The 19,761-nt window shown below is 71.8% G+C and carries 18 protein-coding genes; 15 read left to right on the top strand and 3 right to left on the bottom strand.

Features of this window, described 5'->3' with window-relative positions:
- Nucleotides 1-250: 250 nt before the first annotated feature.
- From pcaH to ACFRAL_RS00835, 11 genes are all read left to right on the top strand, one after another.
- Nucleotides 251-1,120: a protocatechuate 3,4-dioxygenase subunit beta gene (gene pcaH / locus ACFRAL_RS00885; protein ID WP_336394284.1), complete on the top strand. Its 870-nt coding sequence runs from the start codon at nucleotides 251-253 to the stop codon at nucleotides 1,118-1,120.
- Nucleotides 1,120-1,698, top strand: a complete 579-nt coding sequence (gene pcaG, locus ACFRAL_RS00880; RefSeq protein WP_378878768.1) for a protocatechuate 3,4-dioxygenase subunit alpha — start codon at nucleotides 1,120-1,122, stop codon at nucleotides 1,696-1,698. Before pcaH ends, pcaG begins: the two co-directional genes overlap by 1 nt.
- Nucleotides 1,688-3,079, top strand: coding sequence for a lyase family protein (locus ACFRAL_RS00875; protein ID WP_378878766.1), 1,392 nt, complete (start codon nucleotides 1,688-1,690; stop codon nucleotides 3,077-3,079). Before pcaG ends, ACFRAL_RS00875 begins: the two co-directional genes overlap by 11 nt.
- A complete protein-coding gene (locus ACFRAL_RS00870; RefSeq protein ID WP_378878764.1) occupies nucleotides 3,076-3,855 on the top strand; it encodes an alpha/beta fold hydrolase in 780 nt (259 codons plus the stop codon). Before ACFRAL_RS00875 ends, ACFRAL_RS00870 begins: the two co-directional genes overlap by 4 nt.
- A complete protein-coding gene (gene pcaC / locus ACFRAL_RS00865) occupies nucleotides 3,852-4,253 on the top strand; it encodes a 4-carboxymuconolactone decarboxylase (RefSeq protein ID WP_336394288.1) in 402 nt (133 codons plus the stop codon). The genes ACFRAL_RS00870 and pcaC overlap by 4 nt, the downstream gene beginning before the upstream one ends.
- 39 nt (nucleotides 4,254-4,292) lie before the next feature.
- Complete coding sequence (locus ACFRAL_RS00860) at nucleotides 4,293-4,739, top strand: MarR family transcriptional regulator (RefSeq protein WP_336394289.1); 447 nt, start codon at nucleotides 4,293-4,295, stop codon at nucleotides 4,737-4,739.
- 80 nt (nucleotides 4,740-4,819) lie between these two features.
- Nucleotides 4,820-6,190 (top strand): alpha/beta hydrolase family protein, encoded by a 1,371-nt coding sequence (locus tag ACFRAL_RS00855; protein WP_378878762.1) that lies wholly within the window; start codon nucleotides 4,820-4,822, stop codon nucleotides 6,188-6,190.
- A gap of 141 nt (nucleotides 6,191-6,331) precedes the next feature.
- A complete protein-coding gene (locus ACFRAL_RS00850) occupies nucleotides 6,332-7,093 on the top strand; it encodes a 3-oxoacid CoA-transferase subunit A (RefSeq protein WP_378878760.1) in 762 nt (253 codons plus the stop codon).
- A complete protein-coding gene (locus tag ACFRAL_RS00845) occupies nucleotides 7,090-7,782 on the top strand; it encodes a 3-oxoacid CoA-transferase subunit B (protein ID WP_378878758.1) in 693 nt (230 codons plus the stop codon). The genes ACFRAL_RS00850 and ACFRAL_RS00845 overlap by 4 nt, the downstream gene beginning before the upstream one ends.
- A 1-nt stretch (nucleotide 7,783) precedes the next feature.
- Nucleotides 7,784-8,956 carry a thiolase family protein gene (locus ACFRAL_RS00840; RefSeq protein WP_378878756.1) on the top strand — a complete coding sequence of 391 codons (1,173 nt, stop codon included), beginning with the start codon at nucleotides 7,784-7,786 and terminating at the stop codon, nucleotides 8,954-8,956.
- 30 nt (nucleotides 8,957-8,986) lie between these two features.
- A complete protein-coding gene (locus ACFRAL_RS00835; protein ID WP_336394294.1) occupies nucleotides 8,987-9,778 on the top strand; it encodes an IclR family transcriptional regulator C-terminal domain-containing protein in 792 nt (263 codons plus the stop codon).
- A gap of 32 nt (nucleotides 9,779-9,810) precedes the next feature.
- Here ACFRAL_RS00835 and purU read toward each other — a convergent pair whose 3' ends face one another.
- Both purU and ACFRAL_RS00825 read right to left on the bottom strand, forming a co-directional pair.
- Nucleotides 9,811-10,689: a formyltetrahydrofolate deformylase gene (gene purU, locus ACFRAL_RS00830; RefSeq protein WP_378878754.1), complete on the bottom strand. Its 879-nt coding sequence runs from the start codon at nucleotides 10,687-10,689 to the stop codon at nucleotides 9,811-9,813.
- Nucleotides 10,690-10,744: 55 nt separating this feature from the next.
- Entirely contained in the window at nucleotides 10,745-12,394 is a 1,650-nt protein-coding gene (locus tag ACFRAL_RS00825) for an ABC1 kinase family protein (protein WP_378878752.1), read from the bottom strand.
- Between the two features lie 170 nt (nucleotides 12,395-12,564).
- Here ACFRAL_RS00825 and ACFRAL_RS00820 point away from each other — a divergent pair, with 170 nt between their 5' ends.
- The 3 genes from ACFRAL_RS00820 to ACFRAL_RS00810 are packed head-to-tail and all read left to right on the top strand — an operon-like array spanning nucleotide 12,565 to nucleotide 17,233.
- Nucleotides 12,565-13,587: a 3-oxoacyl-ACP synthase III gene (locus ACFRAL_RS00820; RefSeq protein ID WP_378878750.1), complete on the top strand. Its 1,023-nt coding sequence runs from the start codon at nucleotides 12,565-12,567 to the stop codon at nucleotides 13,585-13,587.
- Nucleotides 13,581-16,274, top strand: coding sequence for an alpha/beta fold hydrolase (locus tag ACFRAL_RS00815; RefSeq protein WP_378880200.1), 2,694 nt, complete (start codon nucleotides 13,581-13,583; stop codon nucleotides 16,272-16,274). The genes ACFRAL_RS00820 and ACFRAL_RS00815 overlap by 7 nt, the downstream gene beginning before the upstream one ends.
- Nucleotides 16,271-17,233 carry an NAD-dependent epimerase/dehydratase family protein gene (locus ACFRAL_RS00810; RefSeq protein ID WP_378878748.1) on the top strand — a complete coding sequence of 321 codons (963 nt, stop codon included), beginning with the start codon at nucleotides 16,271-16,273 and terminating at the stop codon, nucleotides 17,231-17,233. The genes ACFRAL_RS00815 and ACFRAL_RS00810 overlap by 4 nt, the downstream gene beginning before the upstream one ends.
- A gap of 51 nt (nucleotides 17,234-17,284) precedes the next feature.
- On the opposite strand, the gene ACFRAL_RS00805 is transcribed toward ACFRAL_RS00810, so the two are convergent.
- Nucleotides 17,285-18,241, bottom strand: a complete 957-nt coding sequence (locus tag ACFRAL_RS00805; RefSeq protein WP_378878746.1) for a LysR family transcriptional regulator — start codon at nucleotides 18,239-18,241, stop codon at nucleotides 17,285-17,287.
- Nucleotides 18,242-18,448: 207 nt separating this feature from the next.
- Here ACFRAL_RS00805 and ACFRAL_RS00800 point away from each other — a divergent pair, with 207 nt between their 5' ends.
- Entirely contained in the window at nucleotides 18,449-19,753 is a 1,305-nt protein-coding gene (locus tag ACFRAL_RS00800; protein WP_378878744.1) for a DUF6379 domain-containing protein, read from the top strand.
- Nucleotides 19,754-19,761 lie beyond the last annotated feature (8 nt).

Raw genomic sequence — 19,761 nt, 5'->3', positions numbered from 1 at the left:
CGGCCCGGTCCCCCGGGTCTGGGGGGAGTCGCCCGGGTTTGGGGCGCATGCCGTCCCTTCGGGGCGCACGGCGCGCGCCCCGAACGAACGTACGGCGCCCCAAACCCGGAAGAAAGAGACCGAGAGAACCAAAGGGGGACGGATGCCTCGGCCCGCGGCATCCGTCGATCCCACTGAGTGGGAGTGCGAGCCCGCACGGCCCGGCGCCGGTGCGACGCTGGGACGACCCGAGTCGTCGAAGGAGACCTTGATGAGTGCGACGCAGCCCGATCCCCGGGGTGAAGAGGCGTTCTCGTCGTCGGTGGTTCTCGAGCAGACGGTGGCAGCGCCCGAGTCGCTGCTGGCCTCGCCCGACCAGCTGACGCAGAACGAGATCACGCAGGAGATCGTCGATTACCACGCCGCCGCCGCGCGACGCGAGGAGGCCGGCGAGAAGCTGAACATCAGCCTCCACGACTTCCCGCCCTACCGGTCGAGCCTGCTCCGGCATCCGACCAAGAACCCCAAGCTCGTCGACCCCGAGACCATCGAGCTGTGGTCGCCGGCCTTCGGCCAGCGCGACGTCGCGGCGATCGAGTCCGACCTCACGCTGCAGCACATTGGTGAGCCGCAGGGCGAGCGCATGACGGTCGAGGGCCGGCTCCTCGACTCGTGGGGGCGTCCGCTGGCGAACCAGCTGGTCGAGATCTGGCAGGCCAACGCGGCCGGCCGCTACATCCACCAGCGCGACCAGCACCCCGCGCCGCTGGACCCGAACTTCACCGGGGCCGGGCGCACGGTCACCGACGACAACGGGTTCTACAAGTTCACGACGATCAAGCCGGGCGCCTACCCGTGGAAGAACCACGTCAACGCGTGGCGCCCCGCCCACATCCACTTCTCGATCTTCGGCAGCGGCTTCACCCAGCGTCTGGTGACGCAGATGTACTTCCCGGGCGACCCGCTGTTCCCGCTGGACCCGATCTACAACACGATCTGGCGCCAGAAGGACCGCGACCGCCTCATCGGGCTGTACGACCACGACCTGTCGGTGCCCGAGTTCTCGATGGGGTACCGCTTCGACATCGTGGTCGACGGACCCGACGCCACCTGGTTCGAGCCCGAAGAAGGAGAGCACTGATGGCCGCTCGCACCCAGCGCGACCTGGGCCCCAAGACCCACGAGCCCACCGGCGGCCAGACCGTCGGCCCCTTCTTCGCCTTCGGCTTGGACTACCCCAAGAAGCACGAAGTCGTCTTCCCGCACAGCCCGGGTGCGATCGTGCTCGGCGGCACCGTGTTCGACGGCGCCGGCAACCCGATCCCCGACGCCGTCGTGGAGATCTGGAGCGCCGACGAGGACGGCAGCATCCCGCGCGCGCACGGCGCGTTCCGCCGCGACGACCACTCGTTCACCGGATTCGGGCGCGCCGCGACGACGGATGTCGGCCACTACGAGTTCTGGACCCGCAACCCCGGTGCGGTCGACGGGGGCGCGCCGTTCTTCTCGGTGATCGTGTTCGCCCGGGGGCTTCCCGACAAGCTCGTGACGCGCATCTACCTGCCCGAGCACGAGGATCTCCTCGCCGCCGACCCGCTGCTGTCCTCGCTCGACGAGGGCGAGCGCGCTACGCTCATCGCGACGCGCCGGCCCGACGGCAGCCTGCACCACGACATCCACCTGCAGGGCGAGAAGGAGACCGTGTTCCTTGCCTTCTGATCCGCACCCCCCTCTCGACGAGGGGCTGCTCTCGCCGGTGACCGTCGGTCACGACGAGACGGTGACGGATGCCGCGATCCTCGACGCGCTAGTGACGGCCGAGGTCGGCCTCGCCCGCGCCCTCCTGGAGGCGGGCCTCGCGCCGGCCGAGGCCGTCGACGAGATCGAGACGGAGTTCGGCTGGCAGGGCGCACTGCGCGGATGCCGCGATCACGGCGTCGACGGGAGAGCGCTGGCGGCGGCGGCCGTGGCCGGCGGCAACCCGGTGATCCCGCTCGTCGGCGTGCTCAGGGAGCGCGTCGGCACCGACGCGCGCCTGTGGATCCACCGCGGCGCCACCAGCCAGGACATCCTCGACACCGCGCTGATGCTCGTCGCGCGGGCGGCCACCAGCAAGGTCATCGCCGCGCTCGCACACGCCGAGGTCTCGCTGCGCTCGCTGGCCCGCTCGCGCCGCGACGAGGTCGCCGCGGCGCGCACGCTCACCCAGCACGCGGTGCCGACCACTGTCGGCCTGCGCGCGGCCGGCTGGCTGCGAGGCGTCGCCCACGCCAAGGGACGCCTCGAGCAGGCCGGGCACGCGCTCCCCGTGCAGCTCGGCGGCGCAGCCGGAACGCTCGCCTCGTTCGTCGAGATCGGCGGAGTCGAGACCGCGGCGGGGCTGCCGGCCGCCTACGCGCGCGAGCTCGGACTGGCCGCGCCCGAGGCGCCGTGGCACACCGCGCGCTGGCCGGTGACCGGGCTCGGCGACGCCCTCGTGCAGGCCGTCGACGCGGTCGGCAAGATCGCCGCCGACGTCGCCACCCTCAGCCGCAGCGAGATCGGCGAGCTCGCCGAGGGCACCGGCGGAGGATCGTCGGCGATGCCGCAGAAGCGCAATCCCGCGGCATCCGTCCTCATCCGCTCCGCCGCGCTGCGCGCGCCGCAGCTCGGCGCGACCCTGCACCTGGCGTCGGCGCTCGCCGTCGACGAGCGCCCCGACGGCGCCTGGCACGCGGAGTGGCCGACGCTGCGCGAACTGCTGCGTCTCGCGCTGGGCGCGACCGCCCACGCCGCGACCCTCGTCGCCGGCCTGCACGTCGACACCGACGCCGTGACCCGCAACCTCGACGCCGGCGGCGGGCTCATCCTCGCGGAGCGGCTCTCGCTCGTCCTCGGCCCCGCGCTCGGACCGGCCCGCGTGTCGCGGCTCGTCCTCGAGGCCGGCGCCGACGGCGACCTCGCCGCGGCGCTCGCGGCGCTCCCCGAAGTCGGCGCGCTCGCCGCCGACCGCGGCCGGAGCGCCGAGGCATTCGTCGCCGACCTGCTCGACCCCGCCCGGTACACGGGCCTCGCCGCACGCCTCGTCGACGAGGCCGTCACCCCACAGGAGACAGAGTGACCGTCCCCGCCATCTCGCTCACCGCACCCGTCGGCCCGATCGCCGCGCCGACCCTGATCCTCGGCCCGTCGCTCGGGACCTCGACCCTGCTGTGGGAGCGCGCGCTGCCCCCGCTCGCGCAGGAGTACCGGGTCATCGCCTGGGACCTCCCCGGTCACGGCGCCGCACCGGCCGCCGCCGCACCGTTCTCCATCGCCGACCTCGCCGACGCCGTGGCCGCGAGCATCGACGGAGAGTTCCTGTACGCCGGGGTGTCCCTCGGCGGCTGCGTGGGGCTCGAGCTGCTGCTGCGGCATCCGGATCGCGTCCGCGCAGCGGCGATCGTGTGCTCGGGCGCCGCGATCGGCGAGGCCGCAGCGTGGCACGAGCGTGCGGCCCAGGTGCGCGCGCAGAGCACCTCGAGCCTCATCATCGGCTCGGCGCAGCGGTGGTTCGCGCCGGGATCCATCGAGCGCGACCCCGACATCACCGGCCGGCTGCTGCACGCGCTGCAGGACGCCGACGACGAGAGCTACGCGCTGTGCTGCGAGGCGCTCGCGGGCTTCGACGTGCGCGATCGGCTGGGCGAGATCGCCACCCCGGTGCTGGCCGTGTGGGGCGATCACGACGGCGTCACGCCGGAGGCATCCGCTCGCGAGATCGCCGACGGCGTGCAGCGCGGCGAGGCGATCGGGATCGCGGATGCCGCGCACCTGCCGCCCGCCGACGCGCCGGCCGCGACGGCCGACGCCCTCCTCGGCTTCTTCGACGCCCACGCGGCGGAGCGCGCCGCATGACCCGCCCGGACGGCGAGGGCCTCACCGATCAGCAGCGCTACGACCAGGGCATGACGGTGCGTCGCGAGGTGCTCTCGGACGCGCACGTGGACCGTGCGATCGCCGGCACCGACGAGCTGACGGCCGACTTCCAGGACTTCATCACCCGCGTCGCGTGGGGCGACATCTGGTCGCGGCCAGGGCTCGACCGCCGCTCGCGCTCGGTGGCGGTGCTCACGGCGCTCATCGCGCTCGGTCACCACGAGGAGCTCGCGATGCACCTGCGCGCGGCGCGGCGCAACGGCCTCACCGTCGACGAGATCCGGGAGGTGATCCTGCAGGCGGGGCTGTACTGTGGCGTCCCGGCCGCGAACACCGCGTTCCGCATCGCGAAGGACGTGTTCGCCGACGAGTCCTGACGCCCGTATGCTTCATCGCATGACGGGCTCGGGGAGCGCATGACGGCCGAACACGCACCCCGGATCCTCTACCAGGTCAAGCAGGTCGAGCTCGCCGTCCGCGGGCGCCTCGACGACGTGGTGCGGCCGCACGGCATCACCGTGACGCAGTACACCGCGCTGACGGTGCTCGAGCAGCACCCCGGGATGAGCTCGTCACAGTTGGCGCGGCACGCCTTCGTGACGGCGCAGGCGATGGAGGGAATCGTGCGCGCCCTGGTGGACGCGGGGCTGATCGACCGCGTCCGCGACCCCGAGAACCGGCGCCGCATGGCGATCTCGCTGACTCCGGCCGGCGTGGCGCTGCTGTCCGCGTGCCGCGACGACGTCGACCGCATCGAGGCCGTGGCGTTCGGCGGGCGGTCCGGATCGGAGCGCGCGGCGCTCGGACGCTGGCTCCAGGAGGCCCGGCGCGCCCTCGAGCAATCCACGGAACCGGTTGACTGACGTTCAGGAAACTTGATAATTGGTCCTAGCTCCGTCGCCGACGACGGCGCCCTGTCGACGATGACACGGAAGGACCCCACATGTCCCAGCTCCGCACCCGAACCGTCGGATTGGCCGCGGTCGCCGCCGCCGCCCTGTCTGTCGGCCTTGTCGCGCCACCCGCCCTCGCGGACACCGGCGGCGAGTACGCCGGCTCGCTCTCCAACGGCACGACCTGGCTCGCCTCGGTCCCCGCCGACTGGAACGGCACCGTGCTGCTGTACAGCCACGGCTACCGGCCCTCGTTCATCCCCGGCAACCCGGCCTCCGTCGCCCCGGACGGCGCGACCAAGGCACTGCTGCTCGAGCGCGGCTACGCGCTCGTCGGGTCGTCGTACGCGTCCAGCGGCTGGGCGGTGCCGACCGCGGTCGACGACCAGCTGCAGTCCCTCGACGCCATGCTCGATGAGACCGGACTCGACCCCGAGCACATCCTCGCCTACGGCACCTCGATGGGCGGTCTCGTCACCGGCCGCATCGCCGAGAGCGCCGCCGACCTCATCGACGGGGCGATGCCGACGTGCGGGCTGATGGAGGGCGCCGTCGATCTGAACAACTACCAGCTCGACGGAGCGCACGCCATCGACCAGCTGCTCGCGCCGGCCCAGGACATCGACATCGAGGGCTACGCGACGCTCGGCGACGCCTTCGCCGCCTCCGGCGCGCTGAGCGCGGCGGTGCAGGCCGGTCAGCAGACACCGGAGGGGAAGGCGCGCATCGCGCTGGCCGCGGCGCTGTTCCACATCTCCGACGGCGCGGCCGCGGCCGACGCGCCGACGGACCCGGCGGTGCTGCAGCAGGGGCTGTACGAGCAGCTGCTCGACACGATCGGCTTCGTCACCCCCGGCCGCTTCGACATCGAGTCGACGGCGGGCGGCAACGCGACCTGGAATGCGGGAGTGGACTACCACAAGCTCTTCGCGCAGTCCGAGGACCGCGGGCTGGTGCAGGAGCTGTACCGCGAGGCCGGCCTGGACCTCAAGGCGGACCTCGCGACCCTGACCGCGACCGCGGACGTCGTCGCCGACCCCGGCTCGGTCGAGACGCTGCGCGCCTCGTCGGGGCTCACGGGCGACCTGCAGATGCCGGTCATCGCGCTGCACACGCTCGACGACATCCTGGCGCCGATCCAGGTCGAGGAGGAGTACGCCGAGGACGTCCGCACGGCCGGAGACACCAGCCTGCTGCGCCAGTTCCAGGTCGACCGGGTCGGGCACTGCAGCTTCACGCCTGCCGAGATCGCGGCGGGGATCGAGGCGCTCCTGGACCGCGTCGAGACGGGCAACTGGGGCGCGATCGGGCAGTCCGCGCAACGCATGAACCAGCTGGCCGCGTCGCTCCATGACAGCGGGTCGGCGTTCGTCCCCACCCAGCCGGGCGAGTTCCTCGGCGACCGCGAGGGACGCCGCTGACGGCGCCGAGCTGAACCGAGGGCGGCATCCGTGACGGGTGCCGCCCTCGGCGTCTCGCCCTGGCGGGGAGAGACGCGCTGCGGTATTGTGTGTCCGTTAGACGGACAGGTGTTCGCAGGACGAACACGAGGAGGCGCAACGATGATCGACAAGACCGTGGCGTCCGTCGAGGAGGCCGTCGCCGGCATCCGCGACGGGGCGACCATCATGATCGGCGGCTTCGGCCGCGCCGGTCAGCCCGTCGAGCTGATCGATGCGCTCATCGCCCAGGGCGCGAGCGATCTCACGATCATCAACAACAACGCCGGCAACGGTGATACGGGCCTTGCCGCGCTCCTCGCGAAGAAGCGGGTGCGCAGGATCCTGTGCTCGTTTCCGCGCCAGCACGACTCGTGGGTGTTCGACGGCCTGTACCGGGCGGGCGAGATCGAGCTGGAGCTGGTGCCGCAGGGCAACCTCGCCGAGCGCATCCGCGCGGCCGGCGCCGGGATCGGCGCGTTCTTCTCGCCGACGGGCGTGGGCACCGAACTCGCCGAGGGCAAGGAGATCCGCGAGATCGACGGCCGTCTGTACGCGCTGGAGTACCCGATCAAAGCCGACGTGGCGCTCGTGAGCGCGTACCGCGGAGACCGGTGGGGCAACCTCGTGTATCGCGAGACCGCGCGCAACTTCGGGCCCATCATGGCCGCCGCCGCGACGACGACGATCGTGCAGGTCGACGAGCTCGTGCCGCTCGGCACGCTGGACCCCGAGGCCGTCGTGACGCCGGGCATCTTCGTCGACCGCGTCGTCGCGGTGGGCGAGCGGGCGTGGCTCGAGGGCGGCGCCTTCGTCGGAGGCGTGGACATCGAAGGGCGTCCGCTCGCAGCGGACGCGGCATCCGGAATCGAGGTCGACCAGTGAGCGTCAGCGAACCGAGGACGCAGGGCACGCGCATCACGCGCCAGCAGCTCGCGGCCCGCATCGCCCGGGACATCCCCGAGGGCTCGTACGTCAACCTCGGCATCGGGGCGCCGACCCTCGTCGCCGACTACCTGCCGCAGGACCAGGAGATCATCCTGCACACCGAGAACGGGATGCTCGGGATGGGGCCGTCGCCCGCCGCCGGCGAGATCGATCCCGACCTCATCAACGCCGGCAAGCAACCCGTCACCGCGCTCGCCGGCGCCGCCTACTTCCACCACGCCGACTCGTTCGGCATGATGCGCGGCGGCCACCTCGACGTGTGCGTCCTCGGTGCGTTCCAGGTGTCGCAGGGCGGCGACCTCGCCAACTGGTCGACGGGCGCCCCCGGTGCCATCCCCGCCGTCGGCGGCGCGATGGACCTCGCGATCGGCGCGAAGAACGTCTACGTCATGACCGACCTCCTCACCAAATCGGGGGAGTCCAAGCTCGTCGAAGCGTGCACCTACCCGCTCACCGGCGTCGGCTGCGTCACCCGCGTCTACACCGACCACGCCGTCTTCGACGTGACGCCCGAGGGATTCGCGGTGCGCGAGGCGTTCGGCGACAACACCGTCCAGCTCCTCGCCGCGCTCACGGGCCTGGAATTGACGGATGCCTCGACCCCCGGCATCCGGGAAGGTGAATGACATGGTGACCTGGATCTACGACGCCGTCCGCACGCCGTTCGGACGCGCCGGCGGCGCCCTCTCGGCCGTGCGCCCCGACGACCTCGCCGCCGTCGTCATGAGGGCGACGATCGAGCGCACGGGCCTGGATCCCGCGCGCATCGACGACGTGATCTTCGGCGACGCCAACCAGGCGGGGGAGGACAACCGCAACGTCGCGCGCATGGCCGCGCTGCTGGCGGGCCTGCCGACGACCGTCACCGGCGTCACGGTGAACCGGCTGTGCGCGTCGTCGGTCGAGGCCGTCGTCCAGGGGTCCCGTGCCATCGATGCCGGAGACGCCGACGTCGTGCTCGCGGGAGGCGTGGAGTCGATGAGCCGCGCGCCGTTCGTCGTCGAGAAGTCACCGAGGCCGTGGCCGAGCGTCGGCAACCAGACGCTGTGGAACACGTCGATCGGCTGGCGCATGACCAACCCGCAGCTGCCGAAGCACTGGACGATCTCCAACGGCGAGTCGGCCGAGAAGATCGCCCGGGAGCAGGGCATCTCGCGCCAGGCCCAGGACGAGTTCGCCGTGCGCTCGCACCGCCTGGCGGCCCAGGCCTGGGCCGACGGCCTCTACGCCGGTGAGATCGTGCAGGTCCCGGGCGCCGAGCTCGCGCGCGACGAGGGCATCCGCGACGACACGTCCGTCGAGAAGCTGGCAGGTCTCAAGGCGCTGTTCGCCGCCGACGGACAGGGCAGCGTGACCGCCGGCAACTCCTCGCCCATCAACGACGGCGCTTCGGCGGTGCTGCTCGCCCGCGAAGGGGCGCTGGACGGCGAGCCCCTCGCCCGCATCACGGCGCGCGCCGCGCACGGCGTCGACCCCGACCAGTTCCCGCTGGCGCCGATCGAGGCGGCGAACAAGGCGCTCGCCCGCGCGGGCCGCACCTGGGCCGACGTCGACCTCGTCGAGCTCAACGAGGCGTTCGCGTCGCAGTCGCTCGCCGACATCCAGGGCTGGCCCGAGCTCGACCCGGAGCGCGTCAACATCCACGGCGGCGCGCTGGCGATCGGGCATCCACTCGGCGCGTCGGGTGGCCGCATCATCGGCCACGCGGCGCACGAGCTGCGCCGTCGCGGCGGGGGCGTCGCGGTCGCCGCCATCTGCATCGGCGTCGGGCAGGGCCTCGCCGTCGTGCTCGAGCGCTGAGCCGCGGAGCCGTACGGGTAGGGTGAGCCGGTGACCGAAGCCGCGGGCCGCACCCACGACACCGTGCAGTCGCTCGCCCGGGGGCTCGCCGTCATCCGGGCCTTCGACGCCGAGCACCCCGAGCTCACGCTCAGCGAGGTGGCACGCCGGGCCGGCATCACCCGCGCGGCGGCGGGCCGGTTCCTGCGCACACTCGAGCAGCTCGGATACGTCCGCGGCTCCGGCGCGACGAGCGTCGGACGCAGCTACGGCCTCACGCCGCGGGTGCTCGAGCTCGGCTTCAGCTACCTGTCCGCGCTGTCGATCCCCGAGGTCGTCCAGCCGCACCTCGAGCGGCTCTCGCGCGAGGTCGACGAGAGCGTGTCGGCGGCCGTCCTCGACGGGAGCGACATCGTCTACATCGCGCGCGTCCCCACGCGCCGCATCATGAGCGTCCGCATCACCATCGGCACGCGGTTCCCCGCGTTCGCGACGTCGATGGGGCGCGTGCTGCTGGCGGGGATGCCGGATGCCGCGCGCGAGGCCGCGCTCGCGGCATCCGCCCTCCCCGCCCTCACCGACCGCACCCTGACGTCGGCGGGAGCCCTCCGCGAGGAGCTCGTGCGGGTGGGGGAGCAGGGGTGGGCGCTCGTGGACGGGGAGCTCGAGCCCGGCCTGCGCTCGGTCGCCGTGCCGCTGCACGACCGCCGCGGCGGCGTGGTCGCCGCGGTGAACGTCTCGACGAGCGCGACGCGCGACACCGTCGAGCACGTGCTCGATGAGTACCTGCCCCCGCTGCAGCGCACCGCCGCCGCGATCGACGCCGAGCTGCGCCTGGTGTGAGGGAACGGATGCCGCGGCCCGCGGCATCCGGTTCAGAACACGATGGTGTGGTTGCCGTGGCGGATCACGCGGTCCTGGGCGTGCCACAGCACGGCGCGCGAGAGCACCTGGCGCTCGACGTCGGCGCCGCGGCGGGCGAGCTCGGCCGCCGAGTCGGCGTGCGTGACGCGCACGGTGTCCTGCTCGATGATCGGTCCCTCGTCGAGGTCGTCGGTGACGTAGTGCGACGTCGCGCCGATGAGCTTGACGCCGCGCTCCTTCGCCTTCTTGTACGGCTCGGCGCCGATGAAGGCGGGCAGGAACGAGTGGTGGATGTTGATCACCGGCACGCCGACCTGCGCGAGGAAGTCGCCCGAGAGGATCTGCATGTACCGCGCCAGCACGACGAAGTCGACGTTGCCCCTGAGCAGCTCGACGATCTTGGCCTCGGATGCCGACTTGTCGGGTCCCGCGACGGAGGGGACGTGGAAGAAGGGCACGCCGAACGAGCGCACGTCTTCGGCCGAGGTGGTGTGGTTCGAGATCACCATCGGGATCGTCACCGGCAGGTCGCCGCGGCGGTGACGCCACAGCAGGTCGAGCAGGCAGTGGTCCTGCTTCGACGCGAGGATCGCCATGCGCTTGGGGACGGACTGGTCGGTCAGCGACCACTCGAGCTCGAATCCGCCGAGCGTCCGCGCGAGCTCGTCCTCGATGCGGGGACGGTCGGCGGCGAAGCCGGGGCGGTGGAACACGACCCGCTGGAAGTACGCACCGCCCTCGGGGTTGTCGGAGTACTGGTCGAAGGCGACGATGTTGCCGCCGATGCGGGTGATCATCGCCGAGACCGCCGCCACGATCCCCGGCTGGTCGCTGCCGTGGACGATGAGGCAGGCGTGGTCGGGGTTGAGGTGCATCGCGGGCGAGGTCATCCCTCGATTCTGCCGTGTGATGACGCGACGGATTCCGCCGCTCGGCGCCCACCGATCACCGACGGCGTCGCCGGGCCGTCCAGAGCAGGTATCCGCCCAACGTGGACGCGGCAGTCATGCCCGCGCCGACGAGGGCGCTCCGCCACGATCGCCACCGCTCGTCACCCGCGACGAAGCGGCCGACGGCGTTGATCAGGGCGGCGGTGATCATCCCGGCCACCAGGCGGTTGCCGATGCGCTCGGTCCGGGCGACCAGCGGGTCGAGCTCCGCCGCACGGAGGTGGACCTCGACGCCGTTGCCGTCCATGGTGTCGAGGATCCTGCGCAGGCGCGTGGGAAGCTCCAGCAGCAGGGCGCCGGCGTCGGTGGAGGCGCGACCCATCCGCTTGGCGAGCGCCGCGGGGGAGAGCCGGTCACGGACCAGCCGCTGCGCGTAGGGAGTCAACACGGCGGCGAGGTCGAACTCGGGATCCAGCTGCACTCCGATGCCCTCGATCACCATGAGCACCTTGAAGATGAGTGCGACCTCGCGCGGAAGCTGCAGCCGCTGCTCGCGGAGCACGCGGAGCAGTTCGGTGGCCATCCGGCCGAACCCCACCTCTCCCAGCGACCTGTCGGCGGCCAGCCCGATGAAGGACGCCATGGCCTGACGGAACTCATCCCGATCGACGTTGCCCTTGGTCACCGACACGCGCACGAGCGCGTCGGCCAGCGCGTCGGGGTTCTGCAGGGCGTAGGCGATGAGGAAGTCGGCGAACCGGTCGCGGAGGTCCTCGCTGATCTGGCCGACCATGCCGAAGTCGATGAGCGCGATGCTGCCGTCCGGCTGGACGAAGAGGTTGCCCGGGTGGGGATCGGCGTGAAAGAAGCGGTGCTCGAAGATCATCTGGAGCATGACGTCGGCGCCCGTCTTCGCCAGCGCGCCGCGGTCGATTCCCGCCTCGTCCAGCGCCTCGAGGTCGTTGATCTTGATACCGGTGACGCGCTCGAGAGTCAGCACACGCGAGGTGCTCCGCGTCCAGACGACCCCAGGGATCAGCACGTCGGGGCGGTCGGCGAACAGCGCGCCGAACCGGTCGGCGTTCTCCGCTTCGCGGACGTAGTCGAGTTCGGCGCGGAGCGTCCGCGAGAACTCCTGGACGATTCCCCGCACGTCGTATGTGCGCGCGGCTTCCCACGCCCGCGCCGCGCGGTCGGCGAGATCGTTGAGGATGTCGAGGTCCTCCTGCACCTGCCGAACCGCATCGCGGCGGCGGACCTTCACCACGACGGGTGTGCCGTCCCGCAGCTCTGCGGCGTGGACCTGGCCGATGGATGCCGATGCCAGCGGGGCCGGATCGAACGACGCGAAGGACTGCTCCGGCTCCGCGCCCAGCTCCCGGCAGATCGTCTCCCGGATCTCGTCGATGGACACGGGGGGAGCGGCATCCAGCAGCTTGGAAAGCTCCGCGATGTAGGCCGGCGGAAGGAGGTCGGGGCGCGTGGAGAGAAGCTGGCCCAGCTTGATGAAGGTGGGCCCCAGCTCCTCGAGAGCGAGCCGGAGGCGAGCGGCCCTCGTCAGGGCGGGGTCGGCCGGCCGGTGCTGCGGGTGGCGACGGCCGGCGGGGATCCACCGGCCGAGTCCCGTCGCACCGACGAGGAAGCTCAGTCCGTGACGCGCCAGCGTGTCTGCGATCTCCTGGTACCTGCTGAGATTCGCTCTCACCGCCGCGATCGCCGTTCCGCCATCGGCTCATTGTCGCCGACCTCCCCAGCGGGGACAAGAGACCTAGAGCAAGCCGTCGCGGTGCGCAACCGTCATGCCGGCACGACGGTGAGCGCGTACATTTGGTCCTCTTGAATCGCCCGGCCGATGGGAGGGGCAAGGGAGGTCCCATGGCGGCGAACGCGACAACCCGTTTCGACAATGTGTCACTGCTCTCGGTGGTGAGCACTCTGCCTGGGCGGGTGACGACGTCCGAGGAGATCGAGCACCGCCTGTCGGGCTCGCTTCGTCGATTGAGACTGCCCGGGCGGCTCCTGCAACGCGTCGCGGGCGTCCTCGAACGCCGCAACTGGGCGGCGGACGAGTCCTCGGACGAGGCGACGGTGTCGGCCGGTCGGCGCGCGCTGGCCGAGGTGTCGGTGGCACCGTCCGACGTCGGACTCCTCATCAACACGTCGGTCTCGCGCAAGCACCTCGAGCCGTCGGTGGCGGTCCGTCTACACCACGGGCTCGGTCTGTCGAGCTCCGCCGTCAACTTCGACGTCGCCAACGCGTGCCTCGGGTTCGTCAGCGGCATGAGTCTCGCGGCGAACATGATCCAGTCCGGTCAGATCCGCTATGCCGTCATCGTCAACGGCGAGGACGCCGATGAGATCCAGGACAACACCATCCGCCGCCTCCTGCGCGACGACGTCGACAGGGACGGCTTCATGAGCGAGTTCGCGTCGCTCACGCTCGGGTCGGGCGCCGCCGCAGCGGTGCTCGGCCGCGCCGACGAGCACCCGGAGGGCCACCGGATCCTCGGTGGTGTGACCCGGGCCGCGACGCAGTTCCACGAGCTGTGCGTCGGCAGCGTGGACGGCATGTTCACCGACGCGAGAGCGCTCCTGAAGGGCGGGCTGGACCTGGTCCTCTCCGCCTGGCGGGACGCGCGGCCGGAGTGGGATTGGTCGGACATGAACCGGTACATCACCCACCAGGTCTCGGCCGTGCACACCGATGCCATCATCAAGACGGCCCACCTCGACCGCACGCGCGTCCCGGTGACGTTCCCGAGGTACGGAAACGTCGGTCCTGCCTCGATCCCCATCACCCTCGCGGAGGAGCAGGCGACGCTGCGCGCGGGCGACCGCGTCCTCCTCATGGGGGTCGGGTCCGGGCTCAACACCGCCATGATGGAGCTCGCCTGGTGACCCGGCGCGCGGTGCCGCCTCCCGCGGGACTCCCCGGGCTCGACCCGGGCTGGAGCCGCATCGTCGCCGTGCCGGGCGTCGGCCCCGATGCTGGCGTCACCCGCGGTTGGCACGTCCTCGACACCGGGCCCGAGCTGGTGCGACGAGGGGTCGACGCGGTCGGCACGATCCTCGCCGTGCACGGAAATCCGACGTGGTCGTACCTGTGGCGCCGGCTTGCGGCGCGGTCGCTGGACGCCGCGGCGCATGGCGAGCCGGCATGGCGTCTCGTCGCCGTCGACCAGCTCGACATGGGCTTCTCCGAGCGCACCGGTGCCGACCGTCCGCTGGCGCAGCGCGTCGCCGACCTCGGCGCGCTGACGGATGCCCTGTCGCTGAGCGCGCCGGTCGTCACGCTGGGTCATGACTGGGGCGGCGTCATCTCGCTCGGCTGGGCGCTGGAGCATCCGTCGTCCCTCGCCGGGATCGCGCTCGTCAACACGGCCGTACACCACCCGCCGGGGGTTCCGATCCCGGCTCCGCTCCGGCTGGCGCGGGCACCGGGGGTTCTCGCGGGCGCCACGTCGGCCACCACGGCGTTCCTCGACACGACGCTGGCGCTGGCGCGACCGGCCCTGACCGATGAGGCGGGAGCCGCCTATCGCGCGCCGTACCTCTCCGCGGCCCGGCGGGCCGGCATTCGCGGCTTCGTCGCCGACATCCCCGTCGGGCCTCACCATCGCAGCTTCTCCGAGCTGGAGAGGATCGCGGACGGCGTCTGTGGGCTCGACGTTCCCGCGCTGCTGATGTGGGGCCCGGAAGATCCGATCTTCGGCGACCGGTATCTCGATGATCTCGTGGACCGGCTTCCCCATGCCGACGTCCACCGGTTCGAAGGCGCGGGTCACCTGCTCGCCGAGGAAGAACGCTGCGGGGACGGCCTCTTGGCATGGCTGCACGACGACGTCGTCCCGCTCCGGGCCCGCGTGCCCGCGACTTCACGTGGCCCGGCCGCCCAGGTGCCGCCGAGCGCGTGGTCCGACTCCTCCGGCACCCCCATCTGGCACGCCCTCGATCAGCGCAGCGATGACGACGGGACCGCGATCGTGCAGATGACGTCCGGCGGGCGCGCGCCGCGGCGGGTGAGCTGGCATCAGCTCCACGACAGGGTCCGACGACTCGCGGCGGGGCTGCATCGCGTGGGCGTGCGAAGGGGCGACCGGGTGTCGCTTCTGGTTCCCCCGGGGCCCACACTGTCGGCCGTCGTCTACGCCTGCCTCCGGATCGGCGCGGTCGTCGTCGTCGCCGATGCCGGCCTCGGAGTGCGCGGGCTGACGCGCGCCGTTCGGGGATCGTGGCCGGACGTGATCATCGGGGAGACGCGAGGTCTGACGGCCGCGCGGGTGCTCGGGTGGCCCGGCATGCGCATCTCGGTCGCTCGACTGCCGAAGACCGCCGCCGCGGCGCTCGGCATCTCCCACACTCTCGGTGAGCTCGCGCGGGAAGGGTATGACGCCGCCGCGCCGGCCGACCCGCCCGGGCCGGATGACCCTGCCGCGATCCTGTTCACCTCCGGCTCCACCGGGGCGGCCAAAGGGGTCGCCTACACGCACCGGCAGCTCTCCGCGCTGCGCGATCTGCTCGCCTCGCACTTCGGCGTCACCGGCGAGACCGGCCTCGTGACAGGCTTCGCGCCGTTCGCCCTTCTCGGTCCGGCTCTGGGCACCCGGTCCGTGACACCCGACATGGACGTCTCCTCACCGAGGACGCTCACGGCGCCGGCCGTCGCCGCAGCGGTGCAGGCGTCGGGTGCGGAGATGGTCTTCCTTTCGCCGGCGGCGATCCTCAACGTCGTCGATACCGCGGACGCGCTGACGGCAGAGGGCCGTGGTGCGCTCGCAGGGGTGCAGACGTTCCTCTCCACCGGAGCCCCCATCAGCCAGGGGCTGCTGGAGTCGGCTGCGGCGCTCATGCCGAACGCCACGGCTCACACCCCGTACGGCATGACGGAGTGCCTGCTGGTGACCGACATCACGCTGGCCGGTGTCCGCGACGCGGCCGGCAGCCGTGACGCGGGCGTCTGCGTCGGAGTCCCGATCGGCGCGAACCGCGTTCTGGTCAGCCCGGTCGACTGCGACGGTCGCGCGACCGGCCGTGCGACGGACGCGCCCGGAGTGCTCGGCGAGGTCATCGTGTCGGCATCCCACGTGAAAGACCACTACGACCGGCTCTGGCTCACCGACCGGGAGGCGGTCCGCGACACGGCCGGTCTCGACTCGCCCGGAGAGACCCGTCGCTGGCACCGCACGGGCGATGTGGGTCACCTCGACGCGCACGGGCGGCTGTGGATCGAGGGACGGATGCCGCACCTCATCGTGACCGCCCACGGCCCGCTGGCGCCGGTGGGCACGGAGCAGCGGGTGGAGCGGGTCGAGGGGGTGCGCCGCGCGGCCGTGGTGGGGGTGGGCCCGCACGGGCTGCGCCAGGCGGTCGCGATCGTCGAGACCACGCCCGCAGCGAGGCGGGCGGGCCTTGCGGACCCGCTCCTCACCAGCGCCGTGCGGAACGCTGCCGGCACGCCGCTCGCCGCGGTGCTCGCCGTCCCGGGGCTGCCCACCGACATCCGGCACAACTCCAAGATCGACCGATCCCGACTCTCGGTGTGGGCTGAGCGCGTGCTCGCGGGAGAGCGCCCCGGCGCACCATGATCGTCCTCGTCACCGGTGCGTCCGGCTTCCTCGGCTCGGCCGTCGCGACCACGCTCGTCGCGGCAGGCCACGACGTGCGCACACTGCAGCGACGGCCGTCCGCCGTGGCAGGAGCGGCTGACTTCTGCGGGTCGATCACGAACCGGGCCGACATCGACATCGCCGTCCAGGGCGCCGAGGCTGTCGTCCACCTCGCAGCCCGGGTATCGCTGACCGGCAGGCGAGACGAGTTCCGTGCGGTCAACGTCGAGGGGACCCGGATCCTGCTCGATGCCGCGGAACGCGCCGGGGTGACGCGCTTCGTGCACGTCTCGTCGCCGTCCGTCGCGCACGCCGGTTCTGCGCTCGTCGGTGTCGGTGCGGGGCCCGCCGATCCGGAACGTGCCCGCGGCGACTACGCGCGCACCAAGGCGGAGGCCGAGCTCCTCGCACTGGAGCGCGACTCGACGGCGATGAGCGTGGTTGCCGTCCGCCCTCACCTGGTGTGGGGGCCCGGAGACACCCAGTTGGTCGCCCGGATCGTGGAGCGAGCCCGGAGAGGGCGGCTGCCCCTCCTGAACGGCGGAACCGCTCTGATCGACAGCACCTACATCGACAACGCCGCCTCAGGCATCGCGGCGGCGCTCGAGCGGGCGGACGACGCGCACGGCCGCGCACTCGTCCTCACCAACGGCGAGCCGCGGCCGGTGGGCGACCTCCTCTCGGGCATCTGCCTCGCGGCCGGTGTCGCGCCCCCGCGCTGGAGCATCCCCGCCTGGCTCGGCCGCGCGACGGGGACCGCGGTCGAGGCCGTGTGGCGGATCGTGCCGGCGCGTGACGAGCCGCCGATGACGCGGTTCCTGGCCGAGCAGCTGTCGACCGCCCACTGGTTCGATCAGCGCGAGACCCGGCGCATCCTCGCGTGGTCCCCCGCGGTGTCGATCGACGAAGGACTGGCCCGCCTGGCTGCTCGTTCCTGAACCCGTCCTGGTCGAGGTGGTGGACGCCGCGGCCGGGCGCGCTTCGCCTCGTCAGGCCGGCTGATGCGCCGCGATGGTCGAGGGCCGGGCCGACACGCCGGCTGCCGCCTGCTCGAAGATGCCCCGCATCCACGCGTGCTCGGGGTCGCGACCGTGGACCGGATGCCACCACAGGGCGTTGACGACGGGCGTGGCGTCGAAGGGAGCGGCGAGTGTGCGGACTCCTGCGACGGACTCGGCGACGTGCGCGAGGCCTGCCTGGATCAGGCCGAGCCGGTTCGTGCCGGCGATGAAGTGCGGCAGGGCGAGGAAGCTCTCGACGACCGCCTCGACGTGCGGCTCGATGCCGAGCTGCTGCAGCTGCCGCGCCGCCGAGGTGAATGCGGTGCGCGACTGATACGTGAAGACCCACGGCAGGGCGCCCAGCACCTCCATCGTGAGCTCGTCGCCGACCATCTCGTTCGAATCGGAGGCGACGACCACCCAGCTGTCGCGCCACAGGTCGGTGTAGGGGAGATCGACGAGGTAGCCGTGCGGGATGACCATTCCGTCGGCGGCGCGCAGCCGGTTGAGCGCGTCATCGACGATGGACGGATTGTGCAGCATGAACCGGAAGCGCACGCCGGGCGCCGACTCGGCGGCCAGGCGCGAGACCTCGCTGCCGATCGTGGCGAAGCCGTAGTCCGACCCGTAGATCGAGAACTCGCGGATCGACTCGCGGGGGCTCCACGTCGCCTGGCTTTCGAACACCCGCCGTGCCGCCTCGAGCGCCGTCGTGGTGTGCTCGGTCAGCCGCAGGGCGAGGGGGGTGAGCTCATAGGTGTTGCCGCGGCGGGCGAGGATCGGGTCGTTGAAGTGCGTGCGCAGCCGTGCGAGCGAAGCGCTCAGCGCGGGCTGGCTCAGATGGAGTCGCTCGGCGGCGCGCGTCACACTCCGCTCGGTCAGCAGCGCGTCGAGGGCGACGAGCAGGTTCAGATCGAGACGGGAAAGGAGTGGTTGATCGGACACTGATCCTCCGGGTGCGGGAGCCTCGGTTCAGTGTATCGGCGCAGTCTATGCAGGCGGGAGGCGGTATCGCCCGCAACGATGAACACCTCCCCCCGCAGTTATGTGCGCATCACTCTTACTTATGTCAAAATCCAGCGTAACGCTGATAGGCTCGATGCGACTCACGGCCTGCGGTCAACGCGGTCCCGACCCAGAGAGCGAGCATCGATGCTTCTCGAAAGAGACCTCATCCAGTCCGTCGGATTCCGCAACATCCGCGAGGGGGGTGAGGTCACCGGCTTCCAGCTCCGGCTCCGCATGCCGTCGTACCGCGGCATGGCGGCATCCCTCATCGACGGTGTCGCCGTGCGCGTCGGCGACCTCGTCGACGTCGCGCCGGACGTGCCGCTGTGGACGTTCGCCGGCCGCACGTACTCGCTGCAGGAGCTGTGGGACGCGGACGGCGTGCGCTGGCCGCTCGAGGAGGCGGCCGTCGTCACGGTGCCGCACCCCGGCGGGCTGCCGGAGGGCACGCACGAGGTCTCGGTGCAGCTGCGGCTGCGGATGTCGTACATCCCCGAGGAGCACCAGCCCTCGACCTACGACGTGTCGCGGCACATCACCCTCACATCGGCAGAGGAGGGCGGTCCGTTCCGGTACGGCGTGAGCCTGTACAGCTTCATGACCGACTTCGGCACGGTCATGGACCTCGAGACCGCGCTCGCCGCGGTGGCGGACGTCGGCGCCACCGGCGTCGAGATCCTCGGCGAGGGCCACATCGAGCGGTACCCCGAGCCGACCGTCGAGTGGATCGACCGCTGGTTCGCCCTGCTGGAGAAGTACTCGCTCGAGCCCACGAACTACGGGTCGTGGATCGACACCCGCCTGCACTCGAGCGGCGTCCACGCGCGGGATCTCACGGCGGCCGAGGGCGCCGGGATGCTGCAGCGCGATCTGCGCCTGGCGAAGCGCCTGGGCTTCCGCTTCGTGCGCCCCAAGATCGGCGTGGTCTCGAGCGACCTCATCCCGCACCCGATCTGGACCGAGTCCGTCGAGCGCTCGCTGGATCTCGCGGCCGAGCTCGACGTCGTGATCTGCCCCGAGATCCATGCCCCCACCCCCATCAAGCATGAGGTCGTCGACGACTACATCGACCTCATCGAGCGCACCGGCACCAAGCACTTCGGGCTGCTGCTGGACACCGGCATCTTCCAGGACCGTCCGATCCCGCTGAAGCCGGGCGAGCTGCCCGGACGCCGTCCGGCCTTCATGGACGGCATCGCCGTCGACCCGGCCGACATCGCCGACATCGCGAAGTACGTCGTGTTCATCCAGGCGAAGTTCCACGACATCGACGAGAACCTCGAAGACCAGCAGATCCCGTGGGAGCCGGTGCTGCGCGCGCTCAAGGACGCCGGCTACACCGGGTACCTCTCGAGCGAGTACGAGGGCGAGCGCATCCCGTGGCGCTCCATCGAGCAGGTGCGCCGCCAGCACTCCCTCATGCGCTCCATCGCCTCGCGCCTTCCCTGAAACCGGAG

The sequence above is a fragment of the Microbacterium sp. NPDC056736 genome, from assembly GCF_042790415.1.
Classification (GTDB): Bacteria; Actinomycetota; Actinomycetes; order Actinomycetales; family Microbacteriaceae; genus Microbacterium.
Note: the sequence above shows the minus strand (reverse complement) of the source record. Positions and strands in the feature narration are given on the sequence as shown.

Coding starts and splice junctions, on each gene's coding strand:
- pcaH (WP_336394284.1), top strand. CDS start 251: ATGAGTGCGACGCAGCCCGATCCCCGGGGTGAAGAGGCGTTCTCGTCG.
- pcaG (WP_378878768.1), top strand. CDS start 1,120: ATGGCCGCTCGCACCCAGCGCGACCTGGGCCCCAAGACCCACGAGCCC.
- pcaC (WP_336394288.1), top strand. CDS start 3,852: ATGACCCGCCCGGACGGCGAGGGCCTCACCGATCAGCAGCGCTACGAC.
- ACFRAL_RS00860 (WP_336394289.1), top strand. CDS start 4,293: ATGACGGCCGAACACGCACCCCGGATCCTCTACCAGGTCAAGCAGGTC.
- ACFRAL_RS00855 (WP_378878762.1), top strand. CDS start 4,820: ATGTCCCAGCTCCGCACCCGAACCGTCGGATTGGCCGCGGTCGCCGCC.
- ACFRAL_RS00850 (WP_378878760.1), top strand. CDS start 6,332: ATGATCGACAAGACCGTGGCGTCCGTCGAGGAGGCCGTCGCCGGCATC.
- ACFRAL_RS00840 (WP_378878756.1), top strand. CDS start 7,784: ATGGTGACCTGGATCTACGACGCCGTCCGCACGCCGTTCGGACGCGCC.
- purU (WP_378878754.1), bottom strand. CDS start 10,689: ATGACCTCGCCCGCGATGCACCTCAACCCCGACCACGCCTGCCTCATC.
- ACFRAL_RS00820 (WP_378878750.1), top strand. CDS start 12,565: ATGGCGGCGAACGCGACAACCCGTTTCGACAATGTGTCACTGCTCTCG.
- ACFRAL_RS00810 (WP_378878748.1), top strand. CDS start 16,271: ATGATCGTCCTCGTCACCGGTGCGTCCGGCTTCCTCGGCTCGGCCGTC.
- ACFRAL_RS00800 (WP_378878744.1), top strand. CDS start 18,449: ATGCTTCTCGAAAGAGACCTCATCCAGTCCGTCGGATTCCGCAACATC.